We start from the raw sequence: 13,759 nt of genomic DNA on the forward strand, positions 1-13,759 counted from the left end.
CGGGCCTAGCCCTTCAGCCCGGTGCTGGACACGCCCTGCACGATGAGGCGCTGGAAGGCGAGGAAGAACAGCACGACGGGCAGCAGCGCGAGCACCGACATCGCGATCATCGTCCCGTAGTCGGAGTTGCTCTGCTGGTCGACGAACATCCGCAGCGCCAACGGCAGCGGGTAGTTCTCCGGCGAGTTCAGGAAGATCAGCGGCCCGAAGAAGTCGTTCCAGCTCCAGATGAAGGTGAAGATCGCCGCGGTGGTGAGCGCCGGGCGCGACAGCGGCAGGATCACGTGCCAGAAGATCCCCCAGTAGCCGCAGCCGTCGATGCGGGCGGCTTGGTCCAGCTCGCGGGGCAGCCCGCGCATGAACTGCACCATCAGGAAGACGAAGAAGGCCTCGGTCGCCAGGAACTTGCCCAGCAGCAGCGGCACGTAGGTGTCGATCAGCTCCAGCCGCTGGAAGAGGATGTACTGCGGGATGATCACCACGTGGAAGGGCAGCAGCAGGGTGGAGATCATCAGGCTGAACAGCAGGCCCCGGCCGGGGAAGCGCAGCCGGGCGAAGGCGTAGGCCACCAGCGCCGAGGAGGCGACGGTGCCGACCACGGAGCCGAGCGCCAGGATCAGCGAGTTGCCGAAGAACACGCTGGTCGGGACGCCCGCGACGCCCTCCATCGCCCGCTGGTAGTTGTCGGCCACCGGCCGCGCGGGGAACAGCTCAGGGCTGCCGACGATGTCGTCGGGCTTGACCGAGGCGCCCAGCAGCCAGGCCAGCGGGTACAGCAGCACCGCGAGCAGCGCCAGCGCGGCCAGGTGCCAGACCGCGGCGCGCAGCGCCTCGCGGACCCGCCGGGCCGGGCCGGCGGCGCGGGCCGTCCGTGCGGTGGCGCTCACCGGCCGTCCTCCCCCGCGTAGTAGACCCAGGCGCGCGAGAGCCGAAACAGCAGCAGCGTCACCAGCCCCACGCCGGCCACCAGCATCCAGGCCATCGCCGAGGCGTAGCCCATCCGGAAGTCGGTGAAGCCCTGGAAGTACAGGTAGAGCGTGTAGAAGAGGGTGGAGTCGGCCGGGCCGCCGGTCGCGTTGCTCACCACGTAGGAGGCGGTGAAGACCTGGAAGGCGTTGACGGTCTCCAGCAGCAGGTTGAAGAAGATCACCGGGGAGATCATCGGCACGGTCACCGACCAGAACTTCCGCCAGCGGCCGGCGCCGTCCACGTCGGCCGCCTCGTACAGCTCCTGCGGCACCTCCTTGAGGCCGGCCAGGAAGATGACCATGGGCGCGCCGAACTGCCAGATCGCCAGCACCACCAGCACCAGCAGCGCGTAGTCGGGATTGCCCACCCAGCCGCCCAGCTCGATGCCGACGGACGACAGGGTCCGGTCGACGGCGCCGTCCTGCATGAACAGCGCCCGCCACACCAGTGCGAGGCTGACGCTGGCGCCCAGCAGCGAGGGCGCGTAGAAGGCGGAGCGGTAGAAGCCCTCGCCCCGGCGCCGCCGGGCCAGCAGCATCGCCACGGCCAGCGCCAGCGCCAGCTTGGCCGGGACCGACAGCAGCACGTAGACGAGCGTGACCCGCACCGAGCCGCGCCAGCGCTCGTCGGCGAACATCGCCGCGTAGTTGTCCAGCCCGACCCACTCCGGCTGGTCGAAGAGGTTGTAGTCGGTGAAGGACAGGTAGAGCGAGGCGAGCATCGGGCCCAGGGTCAGCAGCACGATGCCGAGGATCCACGGCGACAGGAACAGGTACCCGGCCGCGCCCTCCCGGCCCGCCCGGGCCGGGCGCGCTCGGCGGCGGGCGGGCCGGTCCGGGGACGCCTTGGCCGGGGGGCGCTCGGCCACGGGTGCGGCCGAGCGCCCCCCGGTCTCAGGAGCCAAGGGTCTGCTCGGCGTAGGCGATGAACTCCTGCGCGGCCTCCTCAGGGGTGGCCTCGCCGAGGCCGACGGTCTCGCCGAGCCGGATGAACTCGCCCTCCAGCGAGCCGGCACCGGCCGGCGGCGCGGGCGGGGGCACGGTGAGCTGGTCGAAGATGGCGTCCTCGTAGTCGAGGATGGCCTGGTCGACCTCGTTGTACTCGGCGCCCTCGCGCTGGGCGGTGTTGGCCGGGATGCCGCGGCTGCCGCCGAAGATCTGCGCCACCTCGGGGCTGTTGGTCATGAAGTCGATCAGCATGGCCGCCTCGGCCGGGTGCTCGGTGCGGCTGAAGGCGGCGTACATCATGGAGGGCTTCAGGTACTGGCCGAGGTTGTCGGGGTCGGAGGTGGGGACCGGGGCGAGCGCCAGCTCCCGGTCCGTCTCACCGGTGAAGCGCGCCAGCTGGTTGTCCCAGTTGAACTCCGACGCCGACAGGCCCGCCCCGATCGTGGCCAGCGGCTGCACCTCCACCGCCTCGGAGGTGGGCACGATCGCGCCGCTGTCGCGCAGCGGCTGCATGTGCGACCAGAACTCCGCCAGCCGGGCGGCGTCGACGCCGAGCCCGCCGTCCTCGGTGAACAGCTCGCCGCCCTCCTGGCGGAGCTGGAGCTCCAGCACCCAGATCAGAGTGCCGTAGTCGTGGCCGCCGTAGATCTCGCCGGAGGACTCCGAGACCTGCTCGATGGCGGCGTCGTAGTCGTCCCAGGTCCACCCGTCCTCGGGCACCTCGACGCCGGCCGCCTCGAACTCCTCGGGGATGTAGACCATGGTGAAGGTGTTGCCGCCGATGGGCACGGCGTAGCGGGCGCCGTCAACGGTGCCGACGTCGGCGAAGGCGTCGAGCGTGCCGCTGACGTCGAGGTTCTCGCCGACCTGCTCGTTGAGGTCGAGCAGCAGGCCCCGGTCGGCGTACTCGCGCAGGTACATGTAGTCCATGTGCATGACGTCGGGCAGGCCGCCGCCGGCGGCGTCGGTGTTCAGCCGCTGCCAGTAGGCGTCCCACTCCTGGAAGGTGGGGGTGACCGAGATGTTGGGGTGCTGCTCCTCGAACAGGTCGATGGCCTGCTGGGTCAGCTCCGCGCGGTCGGCGTTCCCCCACCAGGCGTAGCGCAGTTCGACCGTGCCGTCGTCGGCGCCGCCGCCGCACCCGGCCGCCACCAGGGCCAGCACGGCCGCCGCGGCCGCCACCCGGCGTCCCCGGCCTCGTGTACCCACCATCTCGCGTGCCTCCAGCGCGTCCGAGCCGGTCGGGCACGGTCCGGAAAGCGTTTGCCCGACGTCAGGTGGCTCGTACGTTAGAGGCAGGTTACGAGCAGAGTCAACAGTTCCGATCAGCACCGCTCACCTCTGATCAGATCGATACCGATTCGGGTCCATACCGGTCTGGTATTGACCCGATCCGCCCTGCTCCCAGGGCGATCACGTCCGGCGGACTCCGGGCCCGGACCGGCCTGAGCTGGGCCGACGCGGCCGCGTGATCGCAGTTGATCCGCCCGGCGGTTGTGTTTCCGTTCCGTTGCGGACATCATGACGCCGGAAAGGGCTTTCCCGAACCGCTTCGGGACCCGCTGAGGAGGTCGACCGTGCCGTCCCCCAACCGCTCCCGCCCGTCTCCGCGCCGCGCCCGCCGACTGTTCGCCTTGGTCACGGCGCTCGCCGTGTCGGCGCCGCTCACCGCTGCCGCCGCCGAGGACGCCCCCGCGCCCGAGCCCCCGCCGGTCATCGAGCCGGTCCTGGCGGGCGAGATCGACATCAGCGCCGCCGGCGGCGGCGCCCGCATGCTGTTCGGCGACGTCAGCGGCGACGGCCGGCTCGACATCGTGATGATGCAGCCGGCCTACTCCGAGGACGACCGCTACATCGGCGCCCAGGTGCAGGCGCTGACCGCCTACGAGCTCACCGGCGAGCCGCTCTGGCAGGTCGGCACGCCCGACCCCCGGGTGACCAACAACGGCTCCGACATCCCGGCCCAGATCTACGACATCGACGGCGACGGCGACAACGAGGTGCTGGCCGTGGTCGAGGACCGGTTCACCGTCTTCGACGGCGCGACCGGCGAGTTCGTCCGCGACTTCGCGCTGCCGCACCCCGAGGCGCACGACGCGATCGCGATCGCCAACTTCCGCGGCCTGGAGCGGCCGAGCGACATCCTGCTGAAGGACCGCTACAACCAGGTCTGGGCGCTGGACTCCTACGGCGAGGTGCTCTGGACGCACCGGGGCAACCCCGGGCACTACCCGTGGCCCTACGACTTCGACGACGACGGCGACCAGGAGCTGATGGCCGGATACGAGTTCCTGGAGTCCGACGGCACCCTGCGCTGGACCGCCGACATGGCCGACCACGCCGACACGATGTGGATGGGCGACGTCGACGGGGACGGCGCCCCCGACATCACCCTGGGCGGCGCCGAGACGGTCGTGCACGACAGCTCCGGCCGCGAGATCTGGCGCAACAACGAGACCGTGGAGTCGCAGAACATCATCCTCGGCGACTTCCGCACCGACCTCGACGGACTGGAGGCGCTCGGCCTGGACCGGATCGACCGGACCGAGAACGGCTACGACGGCCTGTTCCTGATCGACTCGCAGGGATCGATGATCTTCCAGGAGGAGCGCGAGACGCGCGGCTGCTGGGGCTCCATCCCCGACAAGATCCACAACTGGGACGGCCGGCACTCCGACCTGATTATGGTCTGGAACCGGGGCTGCGGCGAGGCCACCACCATCAGCGACGGCCACGGCAACGTGGTGACGACCTTCCCGGTCGACGGCCGGCTGATGCACGCGGACCTGTGCGGCGACGACCGCGAGGAGGTGGTCGACTACGTGATGGGCGACACCGCCTACATCTACACCAACGGCGGCTGCGACCTGGACTCCCACATCACCGGCGAGCCCCAGCCCCAGCTGAAGCAGCGCTACAACTTCACCCGCTACTCGGCGGGCGAGCAGCCCGTCGACCACGCCGCCGGGCACCCCGCGCGCTCCTCCAGCGGCCGGGGCGCCGACCGCGCCCTCGACGGCTCGGCCGCCAGCGGCTGGCGCCCGTCCGCCCTGGACCACCGGCCGTGGTGGCGGGTCGACCTGGAGCGGCAGCGCGAGATCACCCAGCTGGAGCTCGAACTCCCCGGCGCCACCGGCCCGGCCTGGGCCCGCCCCGGCTACCGCGTCGAGGTGTCGGCCGACGGCCGCGACTGGACGCAGATCGCCTCCGGCGAACTCGCCCGCCGCCCGCGGACCGCCCACCACGACGTCGTCGGGCTCGGCCGCCATGTCCGCGTCGGCTTCACCGGCCACTGGCCCTTCACCGCCCGATCCGCCGGCCTCGACGAGGTCCGGATCCTGGGCAACCGCTGAACCCCGCGCCCCCGTGCCGGGCCTCCCCCACCGGCCCGCACGGGGGCGCGGCGCGTCCGGGCCCGGCGGCCCGCGTCGCGGGGCGCACCGGCGGCGACTACGCTGCGGACGTGGTGAGAGAGCTGATCGGCGCGGGCGCCCCCGCGCGGCGCGCGTTCCGGCGGCACCCCGCGCCGGACGGGCGCCGGTGAGCGCCCCGGGCGCGCGGCCCCCGGCCGGCGAGGCGGCCGGCGCGGTCCCCGACCTGCTGGTGGAAGGGCTGCGCTACCGCTATCCCGACGGCGTCGAGGCGCTGCGCGGGGTCGACCTGGTGGTGCGGCCGGGCGAGCGGGTGGCGCTGCTCGGGCCCAACGGCGCCGGGAAGACCACCCTGGTGCTGCACCTCAACGGGATCCTGGGCGGTGCGGACGTCGGCGGGTCCGAGGGCTCGGTGGCCGTGGGCGGGCTGCCGGTGCGCGCGGAGAACCTGCCGGAGATCCGGGGGCGGGTGGGCATCGTCTTCCAGGACCCCGACGACCAGCTCTTCATGCCGACGGTGCGCCAGGACGTCGCCTTCGGCCCGGCCAACCAGGGGCTGCGCGGCGCGGAGCTGGCCGGGCGGGTGCGCACCGCCCTGGAGCAGGTCGGGCTGGCCGAGCTCGCCGAGCGCCCGCCGCACCACCTCAGCTACGGCCAGCGCCGCCGCGCCGCGCTGGCCACCGTGCTCGCCATGCGCCCGCGCGTGCTGGTGCTGGACGAGCCCTCGGCCAATCTCGACCCCGCGTCGCGCCGCGAGTTCGCCGAGGTGCTGCGCTCGCTGGACACCACCCTGGTGATGGTCACCCACGACCTGCCCTACGCGCTGGAGCTGTGCCCCCGGTCCGCGATCCTGGCCGACGGCGTCATCGCCGCCGACGGGCCCACTCCCGCGCTGCTCGCCGACGACGCCCTGCTCCGCCGCTACCGCCTCGAACTCCCCTACGGCTTCTCGGTGCCGGCCGCCGGACCGGGCGCCTAGGCCCCGCCGCTTCCCCGCGGCGGCCGTGGTGGGCGGGCCGGCGGCACCGCCCGGCGCCGCGGACGGAGGACCGTCCGCCCCCACGGTGCATGCCCCGCTGACCGGAAAGCGCTTACCCCCAAACCGTTGATTCGCCCCGCGGCCCGTGGTACGGTGCGCCCATAAAAACGTTTTTATATATATCGCGACCAACCGGGACCCTGAATCGAACCGAGGAGGTCGACCTCTAGAGCATTAGCGAAACCTTCCTTTCTAATTTCTACCCACCAATGTCCGCGCTCGGCGCGGAAGTTTGGTCCATGCGTACCTTAAGGGGGTGGTACGCAGTTCCGTGCGATCCACCATGGAGCACATTTCATGACCCCATCACGCGTTCTTCCAGGTCATCCCCTACGTCCCACTATCCTCAAGGGCTCGGCCGCGCTAGCCGCCCTCGCCCTGGCCGCCGTCGGACTCAGCGTTTCCGCGAGTGCCGCGAACGGCGAAGACTCCCTTCCACAGCCCGCCGCCCCCGTCGAGCAGAACCTCGACCGCGGTTTGATCAGTATTCGCACCGAGAACGGCGATGGCAACTTCGTCAGCTGGCGCCGCCTCGCCAACGACTCGCCCGAATTGGCCTTCAATGTGTACCGCGACGGCGAGCAGGTGAACGACGCACCGCTCACCGGCGCCACCTCGTTCCTGGACGAGGGCGCCCCCGAGGGCGCCGAGTACAGCCTCACTCCGGTCCTGGACGGCGCCGAGCGGCGCACCATGGCGGCCGAGGAGGCGGTCGCCTTCGAGGAGACCCTGGACGTGCCGCTCCAGGTCCCCGCAGGCGGCAGCGGCTACAGCTACGAGGCCAACGACGCCAGCGTCGGCGACCTCGACGGCGACGGCGCCTACGAGATCGTGCTGAAGTGGCAGCCGACCAACGCTCGCGACAACTCCCAGTCGGGCACCACCGGCAACACGATCATCGACGCCTACGAGCTGAACGGCACCCGCCTGTGGCGCATCGACCTGGGCCGCAACATCCGCTCCGGTGCGCACTACACCCAGTTCATCGTCTACGACCTCGACGGCGACGGCGCCGCCGAGGTGGCGATGAAGACCGCCGACGGCACCAGGGACGGCCGCGGCACCGTCATCGGCAACGCGAGCGCCGACCACCGCAACTCCGACGGCTACGTGCTGTCGGGGCCGGAGTTCCTGACCGTCTTCGACGGCCGGACCGGCGCCGCGCGCACCACCGTGGACTACGTCCCGCCGCGCGGCGACACCTGCTCGTGGGGCGACTGCTACGGCAACCGCGTCGACCGCTTCCTGGCCGGCGTGGCCTACCTGGACGGCTCGCGGCCCAGCCTGATCATGGCCCGCGGCTACTACACCCGCTCGGTGATCGTGGCCTACGACTTCAGGAACGGCCAGCTCAGCCGGCGGTGGACCTTCGACAGCAACAGCTCCACCAACGGTTCCGCCTGGGCGGGCCAGGGCTTCCACAGCCTCAGCATCGCCGACCTCGACGGCGACGGCCGCGACGAGGTCGCCTACGGCGCGATGGCCGTGGACGACAACGGCAGCGGGCTGTGGAACACCCGCTACGGCCACGGCGACGCCGGGCACGTCGGCGACTTCGTCCCCTCCCGGCCCGGCCTGGAGGTCTTCGGCGTCGCCGAGAACAGCACCGCGCCCAGCTCGTGGCTGGTGGAGGCCGAGAGCGGGGACACGATCTGGCGCACCTCCCCGGCGGGCGACAACGGCCGCGGGGTGGCCGCCGACATCTGGTCGGGCAGCCCGGGCGCCGAGTACTGGTCCTCGCGCGGCGGCAGCGGCATTCGCAACGCGGCGGGGCAGATCGTCGGGCGGCAGCCGTCGTCCATCAACTTCGTGGTCTGGTGGGACGGCGACCCGCAGCGCGAACTGCTCGACCAGACCCGTATCGACGAGTACGGCCCCAATGGCGACACCCGCCTGCTGACCGGGTCCGGGGTGGCGGCCAACAACGGCACCAAGGCGACGCCCGCGCTCAGCGCCGACATCCTCGGCGACTGGCGCGAGGAGGTCATCTGGCGGACCAGCGACAACCGGGCGCTGCGGATCTACTCCACCACGATCCCGACGAACATCTCGGTTCCGGCGCTGATGCAGGACCGCCAGTACCGCACCGCCATCGCCTGGCAGAACGTCGCCTACAACCAGCCGCCGCACCCGAGCTTCGACCTCGCCACCGAGGCGGTGTCGGGCGGCGGTCCCGGCGAGCCGACGGGCGGGCCCACCGAGGACCCGGGCGGTGCGGGCTGCGAGGTCGGCTACCGGGTGACCAACTCCTGGGGCGCCGGCTTCACCGCCGAGGTGACCGTCACCAACCGCTCCGACAGCGCCTACACCGACTGGGAGCTGAGCGCGGCCCTGCCGTCGGGCGTGCGGGTGGTGAACGGCTGGAACGCCGAGGTGACGCAGAGCGGTTCGGCCCTGACGGCCCGCGCGCCGTCATGGGCGACCCGGCTGGAGCCGGGCGCGTCGGTCTCCTTCGGCTTCCAGGCCGACGGCGCTTCGAGTCCGGCGCCGTCCGCCTTCGCCCTCAACGGGGCGGAGTGCTCGGCCTGAGCCGCTGACCCGCGGCGGGCGGACCGCACAGGGCGTCCGCCCGCCGCCGCGAACGCGGGGCCCGCGCCCCGCCCGGCCACCGGTCCCGGCCCGGAGTGGGGAACGGCCGCGACCAGGTGGCCGCGCGGCGCCGGGGGCGATAAGGGCACCGATCACCCCCGGCGCCACCGCGGCGCGCCTCGCGCGGCATGCCAGGATCCATGGCATGCCCCAGATTCCCGAGGACCGCACGCTGCCCGCCGATCCGGCTCCCGCGAACGACTACGACGGCTTCGCCGAGGCGTACACGGCCCTCAACGAGAGCGGCGTCCAGAACGCCTACTACGAGCGGCCCGCGCTCCTGGAGCTCGCCGGAGACGTGGCCGGCCGGCGCATCCTGGACGCCGGCTGCGGCTCCGGCCCCCTGTTCGCCGCGCTGCGCGACCGGGGCGCCGCCGTGACCGGCGTCGACGTGAGCGCCGGAATGCTGGAGCTGGCCCGGCGCAGGCTCGGTGCCGGCGCGGACCTGCGGCTCGCCGACCTGGCGCACCCGCTGCCCCTCCCCGACGGCTCGTTCGACGACGTCGTCGCCTCGCTGGTCCTGCACTACCTGCGCGACTGGGGGCCGACGCTCACCGAGCTGCGGCGGGTGCTGAGGCCCGGCGGCCGGCTCATCGCCTCGGTCGACCACCCCTTCGCGGTCCACGCCGTCCAGCGCGCGGCCGGGCACCGGAGGAACTACTTCGAGACCTACATCTGGACCGATGAGTGGGACCTGGGCGGCCGGACCGCCCGGATGCGCTTCTGGAACCGGCCGCTGCACGCGATGACCGACGCCTTCACCGCGGCCGGTTTCCAGATCTCCGCCATCGCCGAGCCGCAGCCCCTCCCGGCCGCCCGGGAGCTGTTCCCCGACGAGTACCGGGTGCTCACCACCAGCCCGAGCTTCCTGTTCTTCGTGCTGAGGGTCGGCTGACCGGCGCGGCGGGGCGCCTGCCCGCGGGCGCCCGATACCGCGCTGAGGGCCGGTGCGCGCGCCGGCCGGGGTGCTCCGACGTTCAGCAGGCGCGCTCGTACTCGACCTGGTCGACGGGCCTGCCGTCGCCGTAGTCGAAGCCGCGCACGGCGCCGGTCTCGGTGAAGCCGCACTTGGTGTAGAAGCGGCGGGCCTGCGGTGTGTCGCGCAGCGTCCACAGGTGCACCCGCGGACTCCCGTCGTCGTGCGCCCGGCGCAGCGTCCCGGTCATCAGGGCGGCGGCGATCCCGCCGCCCCAGCCGTCGGGGTGGCAGTAGAAGGAGAGGATCTCCACCAGCCCCGGCCGGGTCGGCGAGGGACCCTGGAGCGACACCGCCATGGGGCGCCCGTCGACCGCCGCGAGCAGGATCGTCCCGGTCCCCTCGGCGATCCGCCCGTGCCAGCGGGTGCGCCTGCTCGCGACCGCCCGCGCCGTGAACTCCGGCTCGAAGAAGGCGGCGTGGGACGCCTCCCAGGCCGCGGCGTGGATCTCCCCGAGCGCGTCGCCGTCCTCGGGACGGGCGCGGCGGACCTCGATCATGCCGCCACCCTACCGGCGGGGTTCGGGCCGCATCGGATGCCCGTGGAGGTGCCAACGCACCACCGCACACGCATCGTCAACCCCGCCGTCCACAGCCCGGCCCGCCGCTGCCCGTCGTCCACAGGCGGCCGCCTCCGCCTCGCCGGGCGCATCCCGGCGCGAGAGGATGGTGTTGGGGTCGTCCCCCCGGGCGGGAGGGGGATGGCGGTGAGAGGCATGAGTGCGTGCCTCTGCCGGTCCGCGTGTCTTCGGGCGGTCGGCCGGGGCGTGGCCGCCACGTGGTGCGCGGCCGCCGTGCGGCCGCCCGCGTTCACCACAGTTCGCGGAAGATCCGGATCCACTGGTCGGGTGTGACGAAGGCGACCACGGTGTCGCGGGGCACTCCGGCCGCGCGCAGGGCGGCCGCCACCCGGCGGGCCGGGAACTCGCGGCTCAGCGAGGCGTGCAGGCTGCCGCCGACGCCGCCGAAGCCCAGGGCGGCCAGGTCGCGGAAGTCGTCGATCCGGTCGGGCGGCAGCAGCGGGCGGCGGCGCCGCTCCAGCCGCATCGTCGCCGAGTCCACACTGGGCACCGGCCGGAAGCGCTCGCGGGAGATCCGGGAGCCCATCCGCCACTCGTACTCGGGCCAGCTCTCCACCGTGACCAGGCTCCACCGGCCGTAGTCGCCGGTGCGCTTCCTGGCGTACTCCAGCTGGGTGATCAGGGTGGCGGCGCGGAAGTGCGCGGCCTCCAGGCACCAGCGGATGATCTTCGAGGTGATGCCGTAGGGGATGTTGGCGACCACCGAGAAGGGCTCGGACGGCGGGTCGGCGCGCAGGAAGTCGCCCTGGACGACGGCGACGTTCGGCACGCCGTCCAGCCGCCGCCGCAGCCCGCGCGCCAGCCGCCCGTCGATCTCGTAGGCGGTCACCTCACGGCAGACCGCGGCCAGCGCCCGGGTGATGTGCCCCTCACCCGCGCCGACCTCCAGCACGAGGTCGCCGGGCCCGGGGTCGGCGAAGGCGACCAGGTCGGCGACGGCCTGCCGGTCGTGCAGGAAGTTCTGGCCGTAAACCTTGCGCTTGTGCCCGGCCGGCGCCCGGCGCCCGGCGCCCGGCCGGGCCGCGCCGCCGCTCCTGAACCCGGCGGACCCGCCGCCGTGTCGGTTCGGGCTGCTCAAGAGGTCTCCCTTTCGCTGGGACGCGCCGTGGCGCCGCCGCTCCGCTCCGCACGCGGGCGCACGGACCGAGGCTATCCCAGCCGGCCGGGCGCCCACGGCGGCTCCGGGCACCCGGCCGCCGCACACGCGTGCCGCCGCCTCCCGCGACTCGGTGCGCACGTCGGCCTCCCGCGACCGGCGCCGCCACAGGCCCACCCGCGATGCTCTAGGATCGCCCCATGGGTTTCGGCATCATCTATCTGTGATCCGGCGCAGCGCGCGCCCCTGGTAGCTGCGCCGCCCGGCCCCCCGCGAGCGGTCTCGCGGGTGCTCGGCCCGGTGCGCTCCCCCGCGCCGGTGCCTCCACCGAGACCGCCTTCCCCGGTTCCCGCCGCCCCGCCGCGCACACGCGCGTGCTCCTGAGCGGACGCGAGATCCGTGCGGGCCGGCCGGCACGCGCCTTCGTCCCCGTTCCCGTTCCACCGGCCCGTACCAGGAGCATGCCCATGGCGCCCACCCCCGCCGGCCGTCCGTCCGGACGCACCCAGCTCGCGCTCACCGAGGTCACCAAGCGCTACGGCGACCGCACCGTCCTCGAACGCGTGTCCTTCACCGTCAAGCCGGGCGAGAAGGTGGGCGTCATCGGCGACAACGGCTCGGGCAAGTCCACCCTGCTGCGGCTGCTGGCCGGCGTCGAGGAGCCCGACAACGGCGAGCTCACCGTCACCGCGCCGGGCGGCACGGCCTACCTGCCGCAGCGCCTGGACCTCGCGCCGGGCGCGACCGTCGCCGACGTCATCGACGACGCCCTCGCCGAGCTGCGCGGGATCGAGGCGCGGCTGCGGGCCGCCGAGGCCGGACTGGGCGAGGCCGGCCCCGCCGGGCTCGCCGCCTACGGCGAACTCCAGGCGGAGTTCGAGGCGCGCGAGGGCTACCGGGCCGACGCGCGGGTCGACGCCGCCCTCGACCACCTCGGCCTGCCCGGCCTGGACCGCGCCCGCCGCGCCGACACCCTGTCCGGCGGCGAGCGCTCCCGGCTCGCCCTGGCCGCCGCCCTGGCGGCCGCGCCCGAGCTGATGCTGCTGGACGAGCCCACCAACGACCTCGACGACGACGCCGTCGCCTGGCTGGAGGAGCGCCTCGGCGCCCACCGCGGCACGGTCGTGGTGATCACCCACGACCGCCTGTTCCTGGAGAAGGTCACCTCCGCGATCCTGGAGGTCGACCCCGACACCCGCACGGTGAACCGCTACGGCGACGGCTACGCCGGATACCTCGGCGCCAAGGCGGCGGCCCGTGCGCGCTGGGAGCGGTCCTACCGGGCGTGGCTGGACGAGATCGCCCGCCAGACCGAGCTGGCCGCGACGGCCAGGGGCATGCTCGCGTCCATCTCACGCAAGGGCCCGGCCGCGTTCAGCGGCGCCGGGGCGCACCGCTCCCGCTCGTCCTCGTACGCCACCTCCGGCCGGGTCCGCAATGCCAACGAGCGGCTGCGGCGGCTGCGGGAGAATCCCGTGCCCCGGCCGCCCGACCCGCTGCGCTTCACCGCCGAGCTGACCACCGCGTCGTCGGGCGCCGAGGACACCGTCCTGACCGAGCTGGCCGGGGTGGTGGTCGAGGGGCGGCTGCGCGTGCCGGAGCTGCGGATCGAGCCGGGTCAGCGGCTGCTGGTCACCGGCCCCAACGGCGCGGGCAAGAGCACCCTGCTGAAGGTGCTGGCCGGCGAGATCCGGCCCGACGCCGGCTCGGTGGTGCGCGCCGAGCGCGTCGGCCACCTGCGCCAGGACGAGGGCACCGCCCACCCCGGGCGCAGTGTGCTGGCCGCCTTCGCGGCCGGGCGCGAGGGCCATGCCGACGAGTACGCCGACCAGCTGCTCGCCCTGGGCCTGTTCCGGCCCGAGGAGCTGCGGCTGCCGGTGGGCGCGCTGTCGGTGGGGCAGCGCCGCCGGATCGAGCTGGCCCGCATGGTGGTGGAGCCCGCCGACATCCTGCTGCTGGACGAGCCCACCAATCACCTCTCCCCGCTGCTGGTGGAGCAGCTGGAGCGGGCGCTGGCCGAGTACGCGGGCGCCGTCGTCGTGGTCACCCACGACCGCAGGATGCGCCGCGCCTTCAGCGGGACCCGGCTCGAACTGCGGTCCGGCGAGGTCGCCGCCGTGTCCGGCGGCGCGCCCGGATAGGGGCGCGACGGCCCGGCGGGCGGCGCCGTGCCGTGGCGCGCGGCCGTGCCG

10 protein-coding genes are annotated in these 13,759 nt (G+C 73.5%); 5 read left to right on the forward strand and 5 right to left on the reverse strand.

What is annotated here, in order from left to right; all coding sequences use genetic code 11:
• Positions 1 to 5: 5 nt before the first annotated feature.
• Genes CLV72_RS24470 through CLV72_RS24480 form a run of 3 tightly spaced genes read right to left on the reverse strand, consistent with a single transcriptional unit; the run spans position 6 to position 3,128 of the window.
• Entirely contained in the window at positions 6 to 887 is an 882-nt protein-coding gene (locus CLV72_RS24470; protein WP_211303093.1) for a carbohydrate ABC transporter permease, read from the reverse strand.
• Positions 884 to 1,837: a carbohydrate ABC transporter permease gene (locus tag CLV72_RS24475; RefSeq protein WP_106250806.1), complete on the reverse strand. Its 954-nt coding sequence runs from the start codon at positions 1,835 to 1,837 to the stop codon at positions 884 to 886. Before CLV72_RS24475 ends, CLV72_RS24470 begins: the two co-directional genes overlap by 4 nt.
• A 25-nt stretch (positions 1,838 to 1,862) precedes the next feature.
• The gene (locus tag CLV72_RS24480) at positions 1,863 to 3,128 is read right to left on the reverse strand and encodes an ABC transporter substrate-binding protein (RefSeq protein ID WP_106250808.1); all 1,266 of its coding nucleotides are present in this window, start codon (positions 3,126 to 3,128) and stop codon (positions 1,863 to 1,865) included.
• Positions 3,129 to 3,493: 365 nt separating this feature from the next.
• Here CLV72_RS24480 and CLV72_RS24485 point away from each other — a divergent pair, with 365 nt between their 5' ends.
• The 4 genes from CLV72_RS24485 (at position 3,494) to CLV72_RS24500 (ending at position 9,810) form a co-directional block, all read left to right on the forward strand.
• Entirely contained in the window at positions 3,494 to 5,269 is a 1,776-nt protein-coding gene (locus CLV72_RS24485) for a discoidin domain-containing protein (RefSeq protein WP_146159548.1), read from the forward strand.
• A gap of 187 nt (positions 5,270 to 5,456) precedes the next feature.
• Positions 5,457 to 6,266, forward strand: a complete 810-nt coding sequence (locus CLV72_RS24490; RefSeq protein ID WP_245930416.1) for an energy-coupling factor ABC transporter ATP-binding protein — start codon at positions 5,457 to 5,459, stop codon at positions 6,264 to 6,266.
• Between the two features lie 357 nt (positions 6,267 to 6,623).
• Positions 6,624 to 8,855 (forward strand): rhamnogalacturonan lyase family protein, encoded by a 2,232-nt coding sequence (locus CLV72_RS24495; protein ID WP_170141095.1) that lies wholly within the window; start codon positions 6,624 to 6,626, stop codon positions 8,853 to 8,855.
• Between the two features lie 205 nt (positions 8,856 to 9,060).
• Positions 9,061 to 9,810 (forward strand): class I SAM-dependent methyltransferase, encoded by a 750-nt coding sequence (locus CLV72_RS24500; RefSeq protein ID WP_106250812.1) that lies wholly within the window; start codon positions 9,061 to 9,063, stop codon positions 9,808 to 9,810.
• Positions 9,811 to 9,892: 82 nt separating this feature from the next.
• On the opposite strand, the gene CLV72_RS24505 is transcribed toward CLV72_RS24500, so the two are convergent.
• Both CLV72_RS24505 and erm read right to left on the reverse strand, forming a co-directional pair.
• Complete coding sequence (locus CLV72_RS24505; protein ID WP_106250815.1) at positions 9,893 to 10,390, reverse strand: GNAT family N-acetyltransferase; 498 nt, start codon at positions 10,388 to 10,390, stop codon at positions 9,893 to 9,895.
• 310 nt (positions 10,391 to 10,700) lie between these two features.
• Positions 10,701 to 11,426, reverse strand: a complete 726-nt coding sequence (erm, locus tag CLV72_RS24510) for an ErmE/ErmH/ErmO/ErmR family 23S rRNA (adenine(2058)-N(6))-methyltransferase (RefSeq protein WP_425428122.1) — start codon at positions 11,424 to 11,426, stop codon at positions 10,701 to 10,703.
• Positions 11,427 to 12,034: 608 nt separating this feature from the next.
• Here erm and abc-f point away from each other — a divergent pair.
• Positions 12,035 to 13,708, forward strand: a complete 1,674-nt coding sequence (abc-f, locus tag CLV72_RS24515; RefSeq protein WP_106250820.1) for a ribosomal protection-like ABC-F family protein — start codon at positions 12,035 to 12,037, stop codon at positions 13,706 to 13,708.
• The last annotated feature ends 51 nt before the right edge of the window (positions 13,709 to 13,759 follow it).

The organism is Allonocardiopsis opalescens (assembly GCF_003002095.1).
In the GTDB taxonomy this organism is placed as follows: Bacteria; Actinomycetota; Actinomycetes; order Streptosporangiales; family Streptosporangiaceae; genus Allonocardiopsis; species Allonocardiopsis opalescens.